This is a genomic window from Jeongeupia wiesaeckerbachi (assembly GCF_050916355.1).
GTDB lineage: Bacteria > Pseudomonadota > Gammaproteobacteria > Burkholderiales > Chitinibacteraceae > Jeongeupia > Jeongeupia wiesaeckerbachi.
The window spans coordinates 128,366-148,453 of sequence record NZ_CP136946.1 but is presented as its reverse complement, the minus strand read 5'-3'; the positions used below and the strand labels follow the sequence as shown (position 1 = coordinate 148,453).

Sequence of the window (20,088 nt, the reverse complement as noted above, 5' to 3'; positions counted from 1 at the left end):
GGGCAAACACCCACGAGCAGGCAGGACGTGGCGTGGATGGAGGCACAGAAAGTCGCTTTTTCTAGGACTTCGCTCTACCGCTGGGGCAACGGCATACGGGCTTGACGGCGAATGCCAGCGGTGTGGAGCTACGGATATGTATGAGGAAGGCAACACCTCCAAATGCAGACAGGCAGGACACTTGCTGCGGCATGCCTTTTCACTAGACTCAGCGCCCGGCGATTCCGCCGACAGACTGAATCTGGAGAACCTGCACATAACCGAACAGCTTGCTCCCGACACCACCAAGCCCAAGCAAGCTCCCTGCTCTGGAGTACCGGCATCACCATCATGACGGTCAGTACGATTGCGTTGTTCATGCTGTATGGCTGGAGCGCTCACGGGCTGGTCAGCACCAGCGAAGGACTGGAATACAGGAACTACTTCGAGCTGCGGTAGATCTGCAGCGCAGTCTCGCTGGTTGGGGTGTTGATTGGTGATATCTCGACCGCAGCAGGAACGCTCATTCACGACCTGCGGTCGCGTCCGGGCGCTGATATTCAACATCGACGTGGTGGGGCTCAGGCGGGCTTGTTCCGCGTCTTTTTTGGTCAGCCAGTGCGTGCGGCTATCGCTGAGTTGGAGCGTTCTAGGCTCGTTCTCCGGAAGCGAAAAGTAGACCGCTGCCAACTGCGGCGCAGATTAAAGTAAAGATAAGCCAGAAGGCAGAAAAAATTTGTTTCGCGTACGGCTTCATCTGACAGCGCCTAACATGGAAGCTGAGTAGCGGACCGAGGCTTGCCGATGGACGTCGGCTCGAGCGACTGGTTAGGGAGCAACCCTAGCACCACTCTCCGCCAGTCTCTTGAGCGATGCCAAGGTGATTGGAAGCCCTGTGCGCAACGGATTGCCGACGATACGTCCCAGCAGAAAAGACAGTGCACCGGAAAATGTAACTCTATGAACGACTTCGGTTCCGACAGCAGTGGCGTTGAGTTCGTGTTCAAACACCATACGGAAGAGTGGAATCCTAGACTCGACAGTAAACGACTTGTTGGGAACAACCGAAATGAAATCCATTGGAACAGTAATTCCTTTGGGCGGAGTGATTTTGCCTTTACTCCCTGTCTGGAACGGCCCGTCAATCGATGATTCTTTAGTATCTGGATCCCAAATTTTCCAGTTACTGACATCTGAGTAAATCTCGAATACCTTCTCGGGCGGAACAGCAATTGTGACTCGACTTTCGACTTGCATTCTGGTGCTCCTGTGTAGTCCAAAAATCACTCAATTTACTCTGCGAGTTTAGCAACAGCATCGATACCCAGAGTGACCACGACTTAGTCCTTGCCGCCTAACGGTTATTAAACTAATCGAAATGTCAGTGCATTATCAATAATGAGGATGCCGTTTTTCTTATTCATGTTATTGATTATGTTGATATTTTTGTGCCAATCGCTCGTCTATTCAGTTTGATGATACGGACAGGATGCACCTTACGCATCATCTGCTTACGTCTGGCTTGATGTTGTCGCCAAGACGTAACGACAGACTAGCCTTTTGCTGGCGCGTCGCCGCTGTTCAGCAGCACGCCACGAACGTGGCCGTTTGACTCTTCTGCGTATCCCGTCGTTCGGGGGGACACTCCAAACCAACCCGCTTCGGCGGGTTTTTTCGTGTGTGGCCTTCATAGATATCGGATTGTTGATCGGTGGCACCCGCTACGGCGGCTGGCAGGCCGTGTCGGTGGTGCGCTCGATCGCGACGCTGTCGGGGCAGTTTTCGGTCGGGCTGACCGAGCGCTGGCCGGGGCCGTGGTTCAGCTGGCCGATTTCGACCGGCGAGCGGGTACAGGTGCTGATCGTCGACCAGTCCGCCATTGCCGGCTGGGTCGGCCAGGTCGAGCGGGTGGGGGAGGCGTCGCGCTACATGCTGTCGATCTCGGGGCGCGATGGACGTGCGATCCGGTCGATTGCGCCCCGGGCTACAGGCCGGGGAGTGGTCGGGGGTTGAGTTTGTCGCAACTGCTGCGTGCGCTGCTGGCGTCGTACCCGGGTGTGCCGGTTCGGTTCGAAGTGGGCGTTGCCGATGTCGTGCTGCCGGCAATCAAGGTTCAGCCTGGGGAAACGACGTTCAGGGTCATCAATCGGGCCTGCCAGTTGGCGCGGGTGGCATCACCGTCCCGGCCTGTGGCCGGACCAACGAAGAAGGAGAACCCCATGCGAATGCTGAGCTGCAGCACTGCTGCTGGTCCTGACCGGCTGCGCCATCGCGATGACCAGTGAAGTCCGCTAACCGGACGGTCACGACAGCCGTCGCGGTCTGGCCATCAGCAACGGTTGCACCCGTGCCGCTGGCGCTTTCGGGCCGATGACCTCGGCCTGTGCCGCCACTCACTAGACACCAGAAACGAGCAAGCCCGGCCAAAGGGCCGGGCTCAGACCTGTTGTGACCTACCGCAACGGTCGGGTTACATCGGACTCAAGTGCAGTAGCAACATAACGGAAGCACGTTGCTGCAAGCACCGTAAATATGAAGAGGCAGCATATGCCCAATGAGAAAGTGCTGGGCCACCGCATCAAGCTGGCCGGGTAGACGCTCAACTTCACCGTGGCCTTCCAACGCCTCGTCGGCCTCGAGGGCGACTACTGGGACGACCCGGCCGGCGCCCCGACCCGCTAGGGCGTTACCGAGGCCACGGCCAGGGAGCACGGCTACAGCGGCGGCGATCTACTGGCAGTCGTACTGGGCGCAGTCGGGCTGCGTCTACTTCCCGCTGGTGCTGGCCTATCAGCTGTCCGACGCCGGCGTGAATCACGGCCCGAGCGCTGCAATCAAGCTGCTGCAGCGTGCGGTTGGCACCGACGACGACGGCATCATCGGCCCGCAGACGCTCGACGCCGCCAAGGCCATGAGCCCGTACGACGTCGCGATCCTGTTCCTCGCGCAGCGCGAGCAGTACTTCACCGATTGCAGTGGCTGGCCGGACAACGGCAGGGGCTGGTCGAGGCGGGTGGCGCAGGATTTGCAGTATGCGCAGCGGGATGCCACATGCAGTGAGGAACAGGCATCCAGTCAACGCTCGGAGAATAAGTGCGTTCTGCTGGTCGAATGGTCAGCAACTGGCTGAGTTTCGCCGCCTGAAACTGCCTTGGTAGCCCTTTGTGGGAAGGCTGAATGTGCAGCCGTCCACGGGAAGGGCTGACGAGGGTCAGGTCAGGACACCAGCTTCAGCAGCGCCAAGCAATTGTTCGGCATGCTCGTTAGGGTGTTCTTCCTTCAACCACAGGAGTGCTGCTTGCCGATGACGCATTAGCTTGCTGTTAGGCCAATGGCAGCTAGCGGCGAGCCACGCAAAGCCGATAGGTCGGTAGGCGGCAATCATGCGTTGGCCTTCTTCGCTGATCCATCCTCGATAGTGAAGTCCTGTCATCGTTGTCTCCTTTCCCTGTTTGTTAAATTATGGCAAACGTCTATGACAGCTTTGCGAGCGGAGACTACATCTAGTTTGGTTGTTTTACAGAACTTATTTGCAAGGGGGACAGTGCCGTACGCGCAGCAGGACGCAGGGGGAAGGAGAGAGGGAGTGTGCGGGCTACTCCACGATAAGCCTACTTGTTGGCCGAATCGGCCAGGATTTGGCGCATTTCGTCGATCGAAAATCCTGCCGACTCGATGGCCTTCCGGATATCGGCCTGCGTTTCACGCTTGCGCTTGAGGCGGTCGAGCTTGGCAGTAATGGCTGCTTCTTCGTTGTGCTTGTGGGTAATCAGATTCTGGCCTTCCAGAGCGGGGGCAGAGTCGGGCGCCAAGGCTGCACTGCTACCAGAGAACAGTGCCTCCAGTGCCGCACGCGCGGCAGGATCGGATCGAGTTTGTTTCGGGTGCTTCGAATATTGACTGGCCATTGCGGCTTCTTGAAGTTCCTGTTGATTTCACCATAGCAACGGATATGGCGTTTGAACCGGGGAATGCAAGCGATGAACTCGCTGCAATCCATTCGCTTTTGAAATCTCACTATGAAAAGGCCGGCCGCTCAACCCACGGATACTACCTGTGAGCCAAGCCGAGGCCATCTGCCGCCTAGCTAGTGGCGGGCCGGAGCTTACACCGGAGACTCACTCCCATGGATGAAATTCGCTGCGGCCAGTGCCGTAAATTATTGGCACGTGGCAGTTACCTGCACTGGAGATCAAATGTCCCCGCTGCGAGGTCATCAACGAGCTGGGGGCTCGAGCCCCATCGCCAGAGCGCCGGCGAGCGCCATCGATGGAGCTTGAATGCATTCTCAACCGATTATTCTCACCGAAACCCGTACCCTGACCGGCATCCAGCGTACCGCGCGCTTCTACCACCTGTAGCAGCATGCCTTCGGCGGCCGGGTGCAAGGACAGACCTTCGGCTCCGCCACCACCGCGCCGGCGATCAACCTGTGCCGGACCGAGGAGAGCCTTAGCGACGCACACCTGCGGCTCTGCGGCGTTTACATCGAGCACAGTCATGTCAGAGAGGGCGGTTTTGGAGGTCTCTTTCAATAAAAATCGGCGGAATGTTCCGCCGATTTTTTACGCTGTTGGGTTCTTCATTTCTCGAATTTTATAGTACTCCGCAATAGATGCGTCTGTTTGCATGGTTCCGCCTGACATAGAAAAATGTCCAAATGAGTCATGTATATATGTTTCGAACATTTTCTCAACAGCTGGATTGACGCTAGCTCTGCTTGGATTAACTCCAGTTCGTCCTTTGCTTGTTCGTGCGGAGTACCTGAGGATATGGCCAACAGTTGTCAGCCCGTCTTTCTCATCCTGTGATTTTGCTTTTTCTCGCTTTGAGGTCGCATCCTCTAACGCCAAACCAGAGTCAATCCAGTTCCACATTTGTTTCATGTGTGCTTCGAAGTGCTGTCTAATCGATCCAGTTGGTTTTGCAACCGCCATATATTGGTCGAATGTGGTCTTAGCATCTTCGGGTACTGAAAATGAAGGGGCGAATTTATCCTTCCAGCTGAAGTCTGCCTTCATTTCTCCAATAGACATGAACTTCAATCCCGCCGCCCTTGCCTCATCATGCATTTGAAGTAGTGCAAGTCTTGCTAAATGATTTTTCCGTCCTTGCTCGATACGCTTATACCCACCGCCAATATCGGCATGCATGCCCGGATAGACGATGGTTCGCTGGCCACCATTAGTAAGCGTCAAAGGAAAAGCGTGCCGGAGTTCATTTGCTGCAACGATATGAGTACATTTCTCGACATAGCCAGGAATGGTTGTTTTTATCAACTCAGGCATCTTGTTGTCTGCCGCCATGCCAACGGATTCAACCGTATCAAATATGCCTAAGAATTTCACTTTCAAAGGTATTCCGTCATAGCTCAGCTTGCCTCCCTTGTTCTTTACCTTGCTATGAGCGGCAATCCAGTGCATAAAAGCACGAGCCTCGGTAGCCCCCCGGGAAAAGCCAAATGCTGTTAAGTTTATTTCATCTACACGTCTTTTTAACTGCCAATTTTGAATAGCAATATCAAAGTCAAACAATGCCTTCTCAAGCCGCTCTGTGATGCCATTTGCAAACCCGAGACCTAAGCTGCTATTGCCACTTTCCTTGTACCCAATATCTTCGACCTCAACAGGGCCAAGCCTGGGGTTGTGGATGGTTCTCTTCTCGTAACGTTGAGAAAATTCGAAAGGCGTACCTAGGCCTTCATAATAAAACGACGTAATGCCTTCGGTCGGACTATTAGTGTGGGCATCAAACAGTGCCGCAACATTGGAATGACTGTTGGGGAAGTCATTCCATTTGTTATTCCCGGTGCCATCGAAGAAGAAGCTTAACCACAACTTGACATGGCAAGTAGGGCAAGCTGGACCTGCACCTTTCTTCTTTCCAGCAATGGTTTGCGCACGCGCAACCATGTTTTCTACCGACTTAACTTTTGGCTTAATTGCGTCCATGATTTCTTACCGCTCCACAACAGCAGGGCCGTTATCCATAGCGTCGCTAAATGGAACTTCTTGTTTCAACTTGTACTTCGTAATCTGTCGCTCTACTAAGTCCCGACGTGGAAATGCATGAACAGGCGAAATCTCGGCAACAACTTTATCTCTAGGCAAGACGTGAAGCGTTAAATAGGCTGGCATTTCCGGCCATGGGCTCTGTTCAACAGAGGCTTTAATCGAGGATTTTTTCTTGTTTGGGTATTCAACAATCAGGTCTAGTTCCTTTGCGCCACTCTGGATGTTGATACAACAAATAATTCCGGTTCCATTCACGCCGCCTAGTTTGGTTCCACGCAGACCAATCACGCCACCTTCGGAGTCTTTGGTTTTTATTGATAAAATATTCTCGCTGGAATAGTTATATACCTGAAGCGACATGCGGCTGAATTTTACCGACTCAGCCCCGCAGGCGGAAAGTGAAAGAGCGAATATAAACCCGATGATTCTCATCATGAAATTACCTGTTTCACCCTGATTCAATTGTTGACGTCAAACCCGATTTGACTTTCGAATTGTTCCCACTCTTCTGCAGATACTTTCCCAACTTCGGCGGAAAAGCGTCTATCTCCATTTCGAACGGATTGCAAAATTCTGCTAAATGGGTTTACTTCATCAAATCCCGCGGGTAGTTGCAATCCTAAAATACAAAAAAGAGAAACGTCATCGTCAAATTTGATGCCGTACGATCTAGCCGCTTCGATTCTCAAGCGAAGATCCGTTGTGATTTGACATAGATCCTTGTCAAGGAAAATGGCCGAATCAACCTCATCAACTTCGGCTTTTATCGAGTGCGGCAAAAGTCTGTCGTTCAGTAATTCAAATTGAGCTTCGCTAAGCGCCAGCTCTCCGCCCACGTGGTTGACCTCCTTGGAAAGAATGCCAACTCCACCACAAATGCACGGAACTGCCCACTTGGAAGCCCCTCCTAGCATGATTGATATCTGCTTTGCAGATAACAGATCACACAGTTCTCGCATCACAATGGTATCTTGAAAGCGAAATAGTGATTTTCCTCCGTCCGGGATAGTAATTTCCCGCAGGCGTAGTAAATGTTCGCTCAACGAAGACAGATGGTCGCCTGCAAGCAAATAACTAACAGCCTGTGCTGGCAAACCTAAGGAGGGGCGATCCAAGTATTTTGATTCATCGGGAATACGTATCAAACGAGGCCCTATACGCTTCCACTCGTCGCCTTCAAAGTCGTCGTACAATCCTAGCCATTCGCTATCTTGGCAGATTTCGTCCAAACGGCTAATTTCGTCATCGGCCGTACACCGTGCCATATCCACCAGCAAATACAGTGACAGTCGTTTACCTTCCGTTTCGTCGCCCCTTAGCTCCTTCGGAAGCCAGGTGCGGAAATCTTCATCTGAAGCGATTTCGAAGAAACTATTAGTATTTTTAGTCATTTCATCTTCACAAAAGCACTACCTTGTTTTGCAGCCGCAGCGGCACAAGGAAGGTTCTTATCTGTACTGGTCCACGAGGGTAAAGAGTACGTGAAGCTCGCAGGCCCACTAAGGCTATGGTCGGCCCCCTTCACATCGATCTTCCCCGGGCAGTGGATTTCGATGTTGCCGCCCTTGAGCCGGATATAGCCGCCGCCAGCCGTTAGCAGTATTTCCTCGCCAGCAATGATGTGGATGTTCTTGTTCGCTGTTTGCTGGATGTCCTTGGCCGCATTGATCTCGATGCTGTCGCTCTGCGCCTGAACCTGCACCTTGCCCTTGGCGGCAATCAGCTTCAGGGCGATCCGGTCTTTGACCCCGGCGACGAACAGGCTGATGTGTTCGCCGACGTTATGAATCCAGCGCCTGCCCGAGGTCTGCTGGGTGTCGCGTTGGGCGATCAGGTCGAGGTTGCTGCCGGCGGTAATGGCCTGGCTGTTTGGCGTGGTCTGGGCAAGGCCGGCCGGGGCGCTGACGACGATCAGGGGCTGTTTTCCGGCTTGATCGCTTTTGGCGTCCTTCGAGGTATTGGTGCCGTTGGCCCAACTCTTCAGCGCGTCCTTCAGGTGGTGCAGGTGCCCGGAGCTGGTCTTGCCGGCCTTGGCGTTGTCCTTGATGGTTTCCGGGCCTGTTTCGATCGGGTCGGCCAGTTGATGCGTGGCGACGTCGCCGAGGCTGTTGGCCAGCTCGAATGCGGCGTCGAGCTGGGATTGGGCCTGTGACCGGTCGAGCTGGTTGCCGCCGGCGCCGTTGGCGGGCTCAGCTGTGATCAGCAGGCCGTTGGCCGCGCGGAGCGCGCCGTGTTGGTCGGTTCTGAGTTCGAAGCCTTCACCTCGGGGCGTGCCCTTGCCGTCCGAGCGCGGCTGGATCAAAAAGCCCTGGTTCAACTGGGTCTTGCCGTGCTCGGAACTGAGCTTGGTGCGCACTTCGCCCTGGGTGTCGTCGAACAGCAGTTCGCCGTACTGACCACCACCGTGTTCCTTGGTCTTGATGCCGGAGAGGGTCTTGTTGGCCGGGAGTGATCCTGCGCCGCTGAAGGCCGGGACCGGGTGGCTGCCGTTGTAGACGACGCCGGTCACCAGCGGCCGGTCGATGTCGCCTTCAAGGAAGTCGACCAGCACTTCCTGGCCGACCCGGGGGATGAACTGGTGGCCCCAGCCGGCACCGGCCGAGGGCATGGCGACGCGCAGCCAGCACGAGGACTTGTCGTCGAGGTTGGCGCCGTACTCGGGGTGTTCGGCTTGCCGTTGCCAGTGGAACTGCACCTTGATGCGGCCGAGTTCGTCGGTGTGCACTTCACCATCACCGGGGCCGACCACGGTGGCACTCTGGACGCCGCGGCTGGTGGGTTTGCCGTGCGGTGCATAGGCCGGCGTCAGCGGTATGCCGCGACGCTGGGCGTCGAAGTCGGTGCGGAACGGTGCGTCGTTGGCCGTCTGGCCGGTCTGGGTCGTTGCTGCCGGGGTGCCCAGCACGGATTTGGACAGCTGGCTGACCAGATCACCCGGCAGGTTGTTGCGCGCCTGCACCCGTTGCCGGGTAATGGTGAATTGCCGGTCTTCCGGGGCGTCGAAGTCGTGCGCCGGGTGGTTGTCGAGCTGGAACCATTCACCGACGTTGAACTGCCGGACTGTGCCTTCGCCGCGAAAACTCTTGCTGGCCCGGTCGTTGGCCTGCTGGCGCAGCTGGGCGTAACGGCCGAGGTCTTCGCCGTCGCTGCCGTAATACAGCGTTTGCGGATCGTAGTCTTCGAGGCTCTGGCCGGCCTGACGGCCACCGTCGCCATGGTCGATCGAACTCTCGTCGTCCGCCGTCAGCGTACTGACCGGCTTGTAGTCGAAGCTGGCGAGGCTGACCTTGCTGGTGCCGAGCTGGCGTTTCGAATCCCAGCCGGTGATGGTGTCGTCGGTTTCGGTCGCATCGGCGCGGTGGAATCGCACCCTGACTTGGGCCGCGGCATCGAGCTGGTACGGATCGTCGAAACCGATCAGCGTTGTCACCGGGGTTTCGCCTCCGGCAAAACCGAAACGGTAGGCAATGCCTTCCTCGGCCAGCAGCCGCTGGACGAAGTCGAGATCCGATTCGCGGTACTGCAGACAGTAGGAACGCGGTGGATAGGTCTTGGCCAGATCGAACTGCAGCGCAAAGCTCGCGGCCAGCAGCGGGTTGCGCTCCTGGTGTTCGGCAACGACCGCCTTGACGATGTCCGGCACGCTCAGGTCCTGGAACACCCGGCTGGACTTGCGGTGCCGCAGCAGCGCCAGCGGCGGTTCGATCGTCAGTGCATAACGGGCAAAGCCGCCATCCGAGCCCAAGGACTTGACCTGAGTAACCACCCCGGTCAGCACCTGAGCACTGCCGTCGGCAGTGTGGATGTCGACCTCGAGCGCCAGCCCGAGCAGCGATTTCAGTTCCAGCCCGGCATCGGCCGACAGGCATTCCAGCGTGTACCGGTAAGGCTGGCTCAGCGCCGCTTCGCCCTCCAGCACATGCGGCAGCAGCGTCTCCGGCACCGGCCCCCGGCCTTCGGCGAAGTGCAGCGACAGCAAACGCTGGTCCTGATTGAACGCAGCGGCGAATGACGCCAGCAGGCTGGAGAGGTCCATGGGGACGGATCGCGAGTAGGGGGAAGTTCGCGATTATCGAAATATTATGGTTGACAGTCAATTAATTGGATATTTCGAGAAAGCTAATATTCTAACATTAGTAAGAAATGTATATGATTTCGAAGTGGCTGCGTGAATTCGGTCGTGTGTTCTTACTTGGATCGGTCGTAGTTTTCAAAGGGGGACAGGTGTACGGGGCGCTGCTGAAACCAGCGTCTGAAGGCCTCGGTTCTGCTTCTAAAGCCCCCAAATTGCCCCAGCATTTGTGCGGCTTCCGGCGGAGGGGCCGCTGTGAAAAATATTAGAAGTGCGGCAGTTGAAACCGAGTAGAATCGCGACCCTGATTAGCAATAGCCCGTCTGAATGGGGTACATGGGGTCGCGAGTTCGAATCCCGCCATTCCGACCAATATCTAGATAAGGGCTTAGACTTCACGGTCTAAGCCCTTATTTCATTTGTACTCGTCCAGGCCGGCCTGCGTTTTACCGCTGATGGTCGCCACTCGGAGCCCATCGTGAATTCGACTGCTGCTTTTTCCTTGTTGTCCCTGTCGCCAGATTTCCTGCAGAACCTCGATAGTCTTGGTTATCACCATATGACGCCGATCCAGGCGCAGAGCCTGCCGGTGATTCTCGATGGTCACGATCTGATTGCGCAGGCCAAGACCGGCAGCGGCAAGACTGCGGCGTTCGGCATCGGCATCCTCAATGCACTGAATCCGCGCTTCTTCGGCATCCAGGCGCTGGTGCTGTGTCCGACGCGCGAACTGGCCGACCAGGTTGCCAAGGAGCTGCGCCGGCTGGCGCGGCACATCGACAACGTCAAGATCATCACCTTGTGTGGCGGTACGCCGATGGGGCCGCAGATTGGCTCGCTTGAACACGGCGCGCACATTGTCGTCGGTACGCCGGGGCGGATTCGTGACCACCTGGGACGCGGCACGGTTGATCTGTCGACGATCAGCACGTTGGTGCTCGACGAGGCCGACCGGATGGTCGACATGGGGTTTTACGAGGACATCATGGGCATCGCCAGCGCCTGCCCGAAAAAGCGTCAGACGCTGCTGTTCTCGGCAACGTATCCGGACACGATCCGAAAGGAAAGCGCGCGGCTGTTGAAGCTGCCGGTCGAGATCAAGGTCGAGTCGCTGCACGACGCCAGCAAGATCGAACAGCGCTTTTACGAGGTCGAGCACGAAGAGCGCAACGCCATGGTCGCGGCCTTGCTGGCGCACTACCGGCCGAAGTCGGCGCTGGCGTTCTGCAATACCAAGATCCACTGCCGCGAACTCGTCGACGAGTTGCGCGATCAAGGCTATTCGGCGCTGGCGCTGTACGGCGATCTGGAGCAGCGTGATCGCGACGAGATCCTGATGCAGTTTGCCAACGGCAGCTGCACCGTGCTGGTCGCGACCGACGTCGCCGCGCGCGGCCTCGACATCACCACGCTCGATTACGTGATCAACGTCGATGTGTCGCGCGATACCGAAATCCATATCCACCGGATCGGCCGCACTGCCCGTGGCAAGGCGCGCGGTTTGGCGCTGAGCCTGGCGTCGCCGCAGGAAAAGAAGTGGGTCAAGCTGATCGAGGAATACCAGGGCGGTCCGGTACGCTGGTTCGGCGTCGATACGCTGACACCGACGAGCGATGCGCCCTTGCTGCCGCAGATGGTGACCCTGGCCATCGCCGGCGGCAAGAAGGACAAGCTGCGCCCCGGCGATCTGCTCGGTGCGCTGACCGGCGATGCCGGGATCAGTGGCGAGTTCGTCGGCAAGATCAATGTGTTCGATCACCAGACCTATGTCGCGCTCGACCGCAAGATCGCCGACAAGGCATTCAAGCGGCTCGAACACGGCAAGATCAAGGGCCGGGCGTTCAAGATGCGCTTTATCTAAGCGCCGCGGCGAGGGCTGATCACGCCAGTGCGCGCTGATACAGCACCACGCCGGCGGCCGCGATGCAGATGCCAGCCAGGGTGATGAACAGGTGATCGCAGGCGATCAGCGTTGCCTGCTGGTCGATCTGCAGCGACAGCCGCGCGAGCACTTCGGAAGTTCGGGGCAGTTCGGGCGCCAGCGTTTGCAGGTCGAACGTGTTGATCCGGCCAACGAGGTCGTTGCGGGCGATGGCGCGGTCGGTCTGCAGCCACTGGCTGGTCATGCCGGTGCCGAGCGCGGTGGCGATTTCTCGCATGATGTTTTTCAGCTGGTAGGCGTGGACGAAATCCTCGGGCTCGAAATCGAGGTAGGTCATCGACGCGACCTGCACCATGATCAACGCCGTGGTCAGGCTCTGCAGCATCATCGGCGGCATCAGCACGGCGATCGAGGCGCCGGGCATGGCGCTGATCGACATCAGCGCGGCGGCGACTGCAAAGACCGCAAAGCCGATGACGATCACCCGGCGCCGCCGGAACACGCGACGGAAGTTGAAGGTGTGCGCCATGACGCCGACCAGACCCACCACGCCCGCCAGACTCAGCACCATCCCCGTCGTCTGGAAGTTGAAGCCCAGGCCGCCTTGCAGGAACTGCGGCATCAGGTAGTTCCAGCCACCTGAAATCAGGTAGTAGAGCGAATAGAAACCCAGCCCGACCAGATAGCGGCGGCTGCCGAGGCGGCGGAGGTCGAGCCACGGGTCCGGGTGCCGGTGCAGCCAGTGGAGCGCGAATGCCAGCAGGCCGGCGCCGACGATCAGTGCCAGCGTTTCGCCGCCGGACAGGCCGATCCGCGCCAGCCGGAAGTCCTCGATGCCATGCAGCAGCAACAGCGCGCCGAAGCCGAAGGCCAGCGCCGCCGGCCAGCCCAGCGTGCCCATCTGCGCCGTCGTCGGCGCTTCGCGCCGGCGCGGGAACAGCGTCAGCACCATCGCGAACAGCGGTACGGTGACGAGCGCCTGGACGAGGAAGATCGCCCGCCAGCCGAGGCTGAGTGCCAGTTCGGCCGACACCCACGGCGCCAGCGCGGTCAGCGTAAAACTGCCGAGGCCGAAGCCGACGAAGATCGGCAGCCGTTCGTTTGGTTCGCTGACGAGCTGGGCAATGATGCGCGCGGCGGCAAACAGCCCGCCGCCGCCCAGCCCCTGTACCGCGCGGGCCAGCACCAGTTCGCTGATGTTGTTGGCCGACGCACACAGCAGCGCGCCGGTGCAGAAGACCAGCAAGGACAGCAGGACGTAGCGGCGGAAGGTGATGCGGGTGCCGATGCGACCGAGCACGAGGTTGGCGACGACCGCGGCGGCGGCGTAGACGGTGATCGCCCACAGGTACTCTTCCGGCGCCGCGTTGACGCCGCCCTGGATGTGGGCGCCGGCAATGCCGATCATCGACGAGGCGACAAAATCGACGCCGGTGACGCAGCCGGCGGTCAGGCCGAAGAGATAGACGCGGGCGCGGCCGAATTCGGGGTATTTGGAAAGCAGGGGCGTAGTAGGCATGGTGGATTCAGGCTACGCCGCCAACAGGGCTGGAAAAATCACCCGGAATGGATTTATTGTTCATCCATGCGAACAAAAGACTGGAACGACTGGTACTGCTTTGCCATGGTGGCGCAGCTGTCCAGCTTTACCCGTGCAGCCGAGCGGCTTGAGCTGCCAAAGTCCTCGGTCAGCCTTGCCGTCAGCCGGCTGGAGAAACGTGCCGGCGTGCGCTTATTGGAGCGCAGCACCCGTAGGCTGAGGCTGACCGCCGAGGGCGAACAGCTGCTGGCGGCGATTGCACCGCTGTTCACCCGGCTGGACGATATCGCCGATCATCTGCACGCTGGCGACGATCGCTTGCGCGGGGTGCTGCGTATTGCCGCGCCGTACGAGTTTGGCACCCAGCAACTGGCCGACGTGATCTGCGATGTGCTCGCCGGTCACCCGGAGCTCGACATCCATGTCGATGTCAGTGCGCGGCGCATCGACCCGCTGGCCGACGGTTACGACATCGTCTTCGTCGTCACCGCCGACGCCTTGCCCGATTCGAGCCAGGTGGCGCGGCAGGTGTTCAGCGTCGAACGCGGGCTGTATGCGTCGCCGGCACTGCTGGCGTCGCTGCCGCCACTCGATCATCCCGTCGGTTTGGCGCAGTGGCCGCTGCTCGCGTCGCCGAACGAGCAGCACTGGCAGTTCCGCAACGCGCAGGGACAGTCGTATGCGCTGAGTCTGGCGCCACGCTTGCGCACGCAAAACGCCGCCTTGCGCATGCGGGCCGCGATCGAGGGATTGGGTGTGGCGATGGTTGCAACCACGTTTTGCGAACAGCAGCTACGGGGCGGTGAGCTGGTCCGCTTGTTGCCTGACTGGCCGACCGAACCACTGATCATTTACGCGCTGCTGCCGGCACGACGGCTGATGCCGGCGCGCACGCGCTATTTTCTCGACCGGCTCGCGGCGCTGCTGCACCCCGGCCGCTGATCCTGTCCACGGCCGGGCTGGAGTAGGGATGCGCATGGTAGAATTGCCAGCAATTCCTATTCCAATCTGCGCTTCTGGGGGCTTTTCATGTCCGGCAATTCGCTCGGTTTGTTGTTCACCGTCACCTCGTTCGGCGAATCGCACGGGCCGGGCATCGGCTGCATTGTCGATGGCTGCCCGCCGGGGCTGACGCTGTCGCTCGAAGACATACAGCTCGAGCTCGATCGCCGCAAGCCCGGCACCAGCCGTCACGTGACGCAGCGCAAGGAGCCCGATACCGTCGAGATCCTCTCCGGCGTGTTCGAAGGCAAGACCACCGGTACGCCGATCGCGCTGTTGATCCGCAACCAGGATCAGCGCAGCCAGGACTACGGCAAGATCGTCGAGACCTTCCGCCCGGGCCATGCCGATTACACCTACTGGCACAAGTACGGCATCCGCGACTACCGCGGTGGTGGCCGTAGCTCGGCGCGCGAAACCGCTGTGCGCGTCGCGGCCGGTGCGATTGCCAAGAAGTGGCTGTCCGAGAAATTCGGCATCGTCATTCGCGGCTATATGAGCCAGCTCGGCGAGATCGAGATTCCGTTCGAGAGCTGGGATCAGGTCGGCGACAACGCCTTCTTCGCGCCGAACAACGCCATCGTGCCGCAGCTCGAAGACTATATGGACGCGATCCGCAAGGAGCGCGATTCGGTCGGCGCCAAGATCACCGTCGTCGCCGAGAACGTGCCGGTCGGCTGGGGCGAGCCGGTGTACGACCGCCTCGACGCCGACATCGCCTACAACATGATGAATATCAACGCCGTGAAGGGCGTAGAGATCGGCGCCGGTTTCGCCAGCGTCGCCCAGCGCGGTTCGGTGCACTGCGATGAGTTGACGCCGCAAGGCTTCGCGACCAACCACGCCGGTGGCGTGCTCGGCGGCATTTCCAGCGGTCAGGATATTGTCGTCAATCTGGCGGTCAAACCGACATCGAGCATCGCGCAGGAACGCCGTTCGATCGACAAGCAGGGCAACCCGGTGATGATGGCCACGACCGGTCGCCACGACCCGTGCGTCGGCATCCGCGCGACGCCGATCGCCGAGGCGATGCTGGCGCTGACGCTGATTGATCACGCGCTTCGCCACCGCGCCCAGTGCGGCGACGTCGTCGTCGATACGCCGCGCATCCCCGGCAAGATCGCTTAACTGGAGAACCCCATGCGTGCGCTTGTCCTCATGGCCCTGCTGGCGCTGCTTGCCGGCTGCGCAACGTCGCCGCCGACGTTCAACGCCGAGGTCAGCGTCCGTCACCAGATGGCGTCCGAGGTCGCCGGCAAGCGCTTCGCGTTCAAGCGCGAAGCCAGCCAGGCGCAGAGCCTGCTGCAGCGTGATGTCGAACACGATATCGCCGTCGCGCTCGAGGGCTACGGACTGACGCAGGAAAGCAATCCGGGCAGGGCCGACTGGCTGGTCGAGCTCGCCTACGGCGTCGACGACGGCAAGACGGTCACCTACAACCAGCCGGTCTGGGGGACGACCTATTACACCTACTACCGGCGCGTTTACAGCGGCAACAGCTACGTCATCGTGCCGTACTACTATCCGAGCACCGAAGTCGTCGGCAGCCAGCCCGTGTCCGAAACCGTGTACACCCGCTATCTCGCCGTCGATATTTACGACCGCAAGGCGCTGGCGCGGAATGACTTTGCCAAGCTCTATGAGGGCGAGGCCAAGAACCGCAGCGCGAGCCCGCAATTCGACAATGCGCTGCCCTACCTGAGCCGCGCGCTATTCCAGACTTTCCCCGGCGCGACCGGCACGCGCACGGTCAGGTTGCCCTTGCCGGTTCAACCTTGAAGCCATGATGTTGCCGAAACCGCTCGCTGTACTTCCGGTCGACCATGCCGCCGCGACATGACGTGCCGGTTGGCGATGCTGGCTGGAAGCCGGTGCCATGGCCGGCTGCGTCCGCCGTGCTGCTGGTCACGCTCTGGGTGCTGTACTGCGCGTTGACCGGAGAGCGCTGGGTGCCGCTGCTCGATGGGGCGAATCTGCTGTTTCACGAAGCAGGCCACCCGATTGTCGGCATGTTTTCCGAACGGCTGATGGTGTACGGCGGCACGTTTGGCCAACTGGCGTTCCCGCTTGCGGTCTACCTCGAGTTCCGCCGCCAGCGGGATGCGACCGGGGCCGCCGTGGGTGTCATCTGGCTAGGGCAGAATGGCTTGAACATCGGTCGTTATATGGCCGATGCCCGGGCCCAGGCGCTGCCGCTGGTCGGCAACGGTGATCGCCTGCATGACTGGACCGAAATTCTCTCGCGCTGGCATCTGCTGCGCCTTGATACCGTGCTCGGCGGCCTGTTGCGGCTGTCGTGCGTACTACTGATTATGGCAACGCTGGTCTGGCTGCTGCGCCAGGCCAGACGCTCCAACCCGATTGATTGAAGGCAGATCGTGACCCCGGATCAATATTGCGAAGACAAGGCCGCCAAGAGCGGCTCCAGCTTTTATTACAGCTTCCGTTTCCTGCCCGAGGAAAAACGCCGGGCGATCACCGCCCTGTATGCGTTCTGCCGCGAGGTCGACGATGTCGTCGACGAGACGCACGACGAGGGCGTCGCGCGCACCACGCTGAACTGGTGGCGCGGCGAGGTCGACCAGCTTTACGCAGGCAGCCCCCAACACCCGGTGACGCGCGCGCTGCTGCCGGTGCTCAAGACCTTCAACCTGAGCCGCGAGCATTTCCTCGAGATCATCGACGGCATGGAAATGGACCTCGATCAGGCGCGCTACGCCAGCTTCAAAGACCTGCAGCTGTACTGCTACCGCGTCGCCTCGGTCGTCGGCCTGATGGCCGCCGAGATCTTCGGCTACACCGACCGCAAAACGCTCAAGTATGCGCACGATCTGGGCATCGCCTTCCAGCTGACCAATATCATCCGCGACGTCGGCGAGGATGCGCGCCGCGGCCGGCTTTACCTGCCGGTCGACGAATTGCAGCGCTACAACGTGCCGGCGGCCGACGTGTTCAACTTCCGCCAGACCGCCGAGTTCAAATCGCTGATGGCGTTCCAGATCGACCGTGCCGAACAGTATTACCGGCAGGCTTTCGAGCAACTGCCCAAGGCCGATCGCAAGGCCCAGCGCCCGGGACTCTTGATGGCGGCGATCTACCGCGCCACGCTGGCCGAAATCCGCCGCGATGGCGCCGACAAGGTGCTGAACCAGCGGCTGAGCCTGACGCCGATCCGCAAGCTGTGGCTGGCGTGGCGGACGTGGTGGTTCGGTTAAAGCCGTGAGTCGCAGCGCCTGCGGCGCGGTATTTGAACGCCGGTTCCGCCCGGCGGACGGGATGCTTTTCTTGCTTCGCCAAGAAAAGTATCCGCAAGAAGACGACCCTGCATCCGCGTCCGCTTCGCGGGTTCCCTCGCATCACAGCCCGACGCGGCGGCGGTCGAAAACTCGCCCTTCGGGCTCAGGCACTCGACCCCCGAAACCCCGCGCCGGGCTGCGCTGCTCGGCGCTTCTGAAGGGACTGGGCGCGGCGCACCTTTTCGCGGCGAGCGCCGGCGCAACCACAGCGTGCTAAATGTAATGAAGAATAAGCAAATCGCCATTCTTGGCGGCGGTTATGCCGGAATGGCCGCCGCGGTCGAGCTGGCCGACGCCGGCGCGCAGGTCACGGTATTCGAAGCCGGGCCGGTGCTTGGCGGCCGGGCGCGGCGGATCAGTATCGACGGCCGCGAGATCGACAACGGCCAGCACCTGCTGATCGGCGCGTACTCTGAACTGCTCGGCTTGATGCGCCGTGTCGGCGTCGATCCGGACGCGGCTTTTTTGCGCACGCCGCTCGATCTGGCCGTCGTGCCCGGTTTCCGGCTGCGGGCGCCGAAGCTGCCTGCGCCACTGCATCTGGCCGCAGCGCTAGTGGGTGCGCAAGGCCTGAGCTGGCGCGAACGCTGGGCGCTGATCCGGGCGATGCGCGCGGCCGAAGGCGCACGCTGGCGGCTGGCCGCCGATCTGCCGGTCGCCGACTGGCTGAAGGCGCAGCGCCAGCCCGAGCGTCTGGTCGAAGCGTTCTGGCGGCCCTTGACGGTTGCGGCGCTGAATACACCGCTGGAAACCGCATCGACGCAGGTACTGTTCAACGTGCTGCGCGACAGCCTGGGCGGGCCGCGCGCGGCGTCGGATCTGCTGTTTCCCAAGCTCGATTTCTCCGCGCTGTTTCCCGATGCCGCTGCCGAATACATCGCGGCGAGGGCCGGCGAGGTTCGTCTGGGCACCTCGGTCCGGGCGTTGGTGCGCGTCGGCGAAGGCTGGCTGGTCAATGACGAAGCGTTCGACGGCGTCGTCTGCGCCTTGCCGCCGCACCGGGCCGGCATGGCGCTGGCCGAAGTAGATGCAGCGCTGGTCGCGGCGCTGGCAGCATGGGATTACCAGCCCATCGTTACCGTCTACCTGCAGTATCCGGCGTCGGTTGCCCTGTCGCAGCCCATGGTCGGCATCGCCGCCGGCATCAGCCAGTGGATATTCGATCGCGGCCAGACGCACGATCAGCCGGGGTTGATCGCCGTGGTGCTGTCGGCACGCGGCGCGCATTCGGCATGGTCGCAAGTGCAGCTGATCGACGAGGTCGTGGCCGAACTCGACAGTGCCTTCGGTTGGGGCGAGCCCGGCTGGCGGCGCGTGATTGCCGAGAAGCGCGCGACCTTCGCGGCGACGCCGGGATTGTGGCGCCCCGCCAATGCAACGGCCGATCCGACGTTGTGGCTCGCCGGTGATTACACCGCCGGCGATTATCCGGCGACGCTCGAAGGCGCAATCCGCAGCGGTCAGGCGGCAAGCCGTGGAATAATTGCAGCATTCTCAGCAGGAACAACGATATGAGCGAGTGGAAAGACTATCAGGTGCCCGCCGATGCCTTTACCGGCCGGGTCATTCTCGTCACCGGTGCCGGTCAGGGCGTCGGCGCCGCCGCGGCGCGTGCGCTGGCAAGGCAGGGCGCCACGGTGATTCTGCTGGGCCGCAGCGAAAAGAAGCTGACCCGCGTCTACGACGACATCGTTGCCGCTGGCGGGCCTGAGCCGGCCGCGGTGCCGATGGATCTGGCCAAGATCGGCGAATCCGAGATTGCCCAGCTCGGCGTGCTGATCAACAAGGAGTTCGGCCGGCTCGACGGCATCCTGCACGCCGCCAACGGTTTCACTTTCCTCTCGCCGCTGTCGAACCAGAAGCTCGACGAATGGGTCGAGCAGTTCCGCGTCAACGTCGCCGCGCCGTTCGCGATCACCCGTGGCCTGATGCCGCTGCTGACGCAAGCGCCGGACGCCGCCGTGCTGGTGATCGGCGAGGAGCATGCGCTCGATGCCAAGGCCTACTGGGGCGGGTTCAGCGTCTCGAAGATCGGCCAGCAGAACTGGGTCAGGATCGCCGCCGACGAATGGGAGGCATATCCGCAACTGCGAATCAACTGGCTGATCCCGGGGGCGATTCATTCGCCGTTCCGCACCAAGTCGCATCCGGGCGAATCGCCCGAGACGCTGCCCGGCATCGAAGCCCTTGTTCCGTCACTGCTTTACTGGCTCGGCCCGGCCAGTCATGGTCAAAGTGGGCAGACGCTGTTGTTCAAAAAATGAACAATCGTTTTGTCAAAATTTACTATGAACTTATTGCGA

Annotated in this window: 20 protein-coding genes; 12 read left to right on the top strand and 8 right to left on the bottom strand. The window is 60.2% G+C overall.

From position 1 onward, the window contains the following. Nucleotides 1-807: 807 nt before the first annotated feature. Nucleotides 808-1,236, bottom strand: coding sequence for an SRPBCC family protein (locus R0382_RS00705; protein WP_432721600.1), 429 nt, complete (start codon nucleotides 1,234-1,236; stop codon nucleotides 808-810). A gap of 423 nt (nucleotides 1,237-1,659) precedes the next feature. Here R0382_RS00705 and R0382_RS00700 point away from each other — a divergent pair, with 423 nt between their 5' ends. From R0382_RS00700 to R0382_RS00690, 3 genes are all read left to right on the top strand, one after another. Beyond that, a complete protein-coding gene (locus R0382_RS00700) occupies nucleotides 1,660-1,992 on the top strand; it encodes a phage baseplate assembly protein (protein WP_432721598.1) in 333 nt (110 codons plus the stop codon). A gap of 2 nt (nucleotides 1,993-1,994) precedes the next feature. Next, nucleotides 1,995-2,264, top strand: a complete 270-nt coding sequence (locus tag R0382_RS00695; RefSeq protein WP_432721596.1) for a hypothetical protein — start codon at nucleotides 1,995-1,997, stop codon at nucleotides 2,262-2,264. 269 nt (nucleotides 2,265-2,533) lie between these two features. After that, entirely contained in the window at nucleotides 2,534-3,109 is a 576-nt protein-coding gene (locus R0382_RS00690; protein ID WP_432721594.1) for a glycosyl hydrolase 108 family protein, read from the top strand. An 81-nt stretch (nucleotides 3,110-3,190) separates the two neighbouring features. Here the strand turns inward: R0382_RS00690 and R0382_RS00685 are convergent, their stop codons facing one another. Together R0382_RS00685 and R0382_RS00680 are read right to left on the bottom strand one after the other, a co-directional pair. Beyond that, complete coding sequence (locus R0382_RS00685; RefSeq protein WP_432721592.1) at nucleotides 3,191-3,412, bottom strand: hypothetical protein; 222 nt, start codon at nucleotides 3,410-3,412, stop codon at nucleotides 3,191-3,193. 178 nt (nucleotides 3,413-3,590) lie between these two features. After that, nucleotides 3,591-3,887, bottom strand: coding sequence for a hypothetical protein (locus R0382_RS00680; protein ID WP_432721590.1), 297 nt, complete (start codon nucleotides 3,885-3,887; stop codon nucleotides 3,591-3,593). A gap of 250 nt (nucleotides 3,888-4,137) precedes the next feature. Between R0382_RS00680 and R0382_RS00675 the strand changes: the two genes are divergently transcribed. Further along, the gene (locus R0382_RS00675; protein ID WP_432724194.1) at nucleotides 4,138-4,302 is read left to right on the top strand and encodes a Com family DNA-binding transcriptional regulator; all 165 of its coding nucleotides are present in this window, start codon (nucleotides 4,138-4,140) and stop codon (nucleotides 4,300-4,302) included. A 242-nt stretch (nucleotides 4,303-4,544) separates the two neighbouring features. Here the strand turns inward: R0382_RS00675 and R0382_RS00670 are convergent, their stop codons facing one another. From R0382_RS00670 to R0382_RS00655, 4 genes are read right to left on the bottom strand one after another with little or no spacing between them, the layout of a single operon-like run. Continuing rightward, the gene (locus tag R0382_RS00670) at nucleotides 4,545-5,930 is read right to left on the bottom strand and encodes a T6SS phospholipase effector Tle1-like catalytic domain-containing protein (protein WP_432721588.1); all 1,386 of its coding nucleotides are present in this window, start codon (nucleotides 5,928-5,930) and stop codon (nucleotides 4,545-4,547) included. Between the two features lie 6 nt (nucleotides 5,931-5,936). Further along, nucleotides 5,937-6,428, bottom strand: coding sequence for a hypothetical protein (locus tag R0382_RS00665; protein ID WP_432721586.1), 492 nt, complete (start codon nucleotides 6,426-6,428; stop codon nucleotides 5,937-5,939). 23 nt (nucleotides 6,429-6,451) lie between these two features. Further along, entirely contained in the window at nucleotides 6,452-7,384 is a 933-nt protein-coding gene (locus R0382_RS00660; protein ID WP_432721584.1) for a DUF4123 domain-containing protein, read from the bottom strand. After that, a complete protein-coding gene (locus tag R0382_RS00655) occupies nucleotides 7,381-10,029 on the bottom strand; it encodes a type VI secretion system Vgr family protein (protein ID WP_432721583.1) in 2,649 nt (882 codons plus the stop codon). Before R0382_RS00655 ends, R0382_RS00660 begins: the two co-directional genes overlap by 4 nt. Before the next feature lie 514 nt (nucleotides 10,030-10,543). On the opposite strand from R0382_RS00655, the gene dbpA reads away from it, so the two are divergent. After that, nucleotides 10,544-11,926, top strand: coding sequence for an ATP-dependent RNA helicase DbpA (gene dbpA, locus R0382_RS00650; protein WP_432721582.1), 1,383 nt, complete (start codon nucleotides 10,544-10,546; stop codon nucleotides 11,924-11,926). A 19-nt stretch (nucleotides 11,927-11,945) separates the two neighbouring features. On the opposite strand, the gene R0382_RS00645 is transcribed toward dbpA, so the two are convergent. Beyond that, nucleotides 11,946-13,466 carry an MFS transporter gene (locus R0382_RS00645; RefSeq protein ID WP_432721580.1) on the bottom strand — a complete coding sequence of 507 codons (1,521 nt, stop codon included), beginning with the start codon at nucleotides 13,464-13,466 and terminating at the stop codon, nucleotides 11,946-11,948. Nucleotides 13,467-13,532: 66 nt separating this feature from the next. Here R0382_RS00645 and R0382_RS00640 point away from each other — a divergent pair, with 66 nt between their 5' ends. From R0382_RS00640 to R0382_RS00610, 7 genes are all read left to right on the top strand, one after another. Then, a complete protein-coding gene (locus R0382_RS00640) occupies nucleotides 13,533-14,429 on the top strand; it encodes a LysR family transcriptional regulator (RefSeq protein ID WP_432721578.1) in 897 nt (298 codons plus the stop codon). An 87-nt stretch (nucleotides 14,430-14,516) separates the two neighbouring features. Continuing rightward, nucleotides 14,517-15,617 (top strand): chorismate synthase, encoded by a 1,101-nt coding sequence (aroC, locus tag R0382_RS00635; protein ID WP_432721576.1) that lies wholly within the window; start codon nucleotides 14,517-14,519, stop codon nucleotides 15,615-15,617. Between the two features lie 12 nt (nucleotides 15,618-15,629). Beyond that, nucleotides 15,630-16,268, top strand: a complete 639-nt coding sequence (locus R0382_RS00630; RefSeq protein WP_432721574.1) for a DUF4136 domain-containing protein — start codon at nucleotides 15,630-15,632, stop codon at nucleotides 16,266-16,268. A gap of 44 nt (nucleotides 16,269-16,312) precedes the next feature. Continuing rightward, nucleotides 16,313-16,858: a hypothetical protein gene (locus R0382_RS00625; RefSeq protein WP_432721573.1), complete on the top strand. Its 546-nt coding sequence runs from the start codon at nucleotides 16,313-16,315 to the stop codon at nucleotides 16,856-16,858. A 9-nt stretch (nucleotides 16,859-16,867) separates the two neighbouring features. Then, nucleotides 16,868-17,704, top strand: coding sequence for a presqualene diphosphate synthase HpnD (hpnD, locus tag R0382_RS00620; protein WP_432721571.1), 837 nt, complete (start codon nucleotides 16,868-16,870; stop codon nucleotides 17,702-17,704). A gap of 303 nt (nucleotides 17,705-18,007) precedes the next feature. Next, nucleotides 18,008-19,300: a hydroxysqualene dehydroxylase HpnE gene (gene hpnE / locus R0382_RS00615; RefSeq protein ID WP_432721569.1), complete on the top strand. Its 1,293-nt coding sequence runs from the start codon at nucleotides 18,008-18,010 to the stop codon at nucleotides 19,298-19,300. Continuing rightward, the gene (locus R0382_RS00610) at nucleotides 19,297-20,049 is read left to right on the top strand and encodes an SDR family NAD(P)-dependent oxidoreductase (RefSeq protein ID WP_432721568.1); all 753 of its coding nucleotides are present in this window, start codon (nucleotides 19,297-19,299) and stop codon (nucleotides 20,047-20,049) included. The genes hpnE and R0382_RS00610 overlap by 4 nt, the downstream gene beginning before the upstream one ends. Nucleotides 20,050-20,088: the final 39 nt, after the last annotated feature.

What these genes read in the sequence shown, in the direction of transcription:
- R0382_RS00640 (WP_432721578.1), top strand. Translation starts at nt 13,533, where the DNA reads ATGCGAACAAAAGACTGGAACGACTGGTACTGCTTTGCCATGGTGGCG.
- R0382_RS00705 (WP_432721600.1), bottom strand. Translation starts at nt 1,236, where the DNA reads ATGCAAGTCGAAAGTCGAGTCACAATTGCTGTTCCGCCCGAGAAGGTA.
- R0382_RS00655 (WP_432721583.1), bottom strand. Translation starts at nt 10,029, where the DNA reads ATGGACCTCTCCAGCCTGCTGGCGTCATTCGCCGCTGCGTTCAATCAG.
- R0382_RS00645 (WP_432721580.1), bottom strand. Translation starts at nt 13,466, where the DNA reads ATGCCTACTACGCCCCTGCTTTCCAAATACCCCGAATTCGGCCGCGCC.
- aroC (WP_432721576.1), top strand. Translation starts at nt 14,517, where the DNA reads ATGTCCGGCAATTCGCTCGGTTTGTTGTTCACCGTCACCTCGTTCGGC.
- R0382_RS00665 (WP_432721586.1), bottom strand. Translation starts at nt 6,428, where the DNA reads ATGATGAGAATCATCGGGTTTATATTCGCTCTTTCACTTTCCGCCTGC.
- R0382_RS00690 (WP_432721594.1), top strand. Translation starts at nt 2,534, where the DNA reads ATGAGAAAGTGCTGGGCCACCGCATCAAGCTGGCCGGGTAGACGCTCA.
- hpnE (WP_432721569.1), top strand. Translation starts at nt 18,008, where the DNA reads ATGAAGAATAAGCAAATCGCCATTCTTGGCGGCGGTTATGCCGGAATG.
- R0382_RS00680 (WP_432721590.1), bottom strand. Translation starts at nt 3,887, where the DNA reads ATGGCCAGTCAATATTCGAAGCACCCGAAACAAACTCGATCCGATCCT.
- R0382_RS00660 (WP_432721584.1), bottom strand. Translation starts at nt 7,384, where the DNA reads ATGACTAAAAATACTAATAGTTTCTTCGAAATCGCTTCAGATGAAGAT.
- R0382_RS00630 (WP_432721574.1), top strand. Translation starts at nt 15,630, where the DNA reads ATGCGTGCGCTTGTCCTCATGGCCCTGCTGGCGCTGCTTGCCGGCTGC.
- R0382_RS00610 (WP_432721568.1), top strand. Translation starts at nt 19,297, where the DNA reads ATGAGCGAGTGGAAAGACTATCAGGTGCCCGCCGATGCCTTTACCGGC.
- R0382_RS00685 (WP_432721592.1), bottom strand. Translation starts at nt 3,412, where the DNA reads ATGACAGGACTTCACTATCGAGGATGGATCAGCGAAGAAGGCCAACGC.
- R0382_RS00625 (WP_432721573.1), top strand. Translation starts at nt 16,313, where the DNA reads ATGCCGCCGCGACATGACGTGCCGGTTGGCGATGCTGGCTGGAAGCCG.
- R0382_RS00670 (WP_432721588.1), bottom strand. Translation starts at nt 5,930, where the DNA reads ATGGACGCAATTAAGCCAAAAGTTAAGTCGGTAGAAAACATGGTTGCG.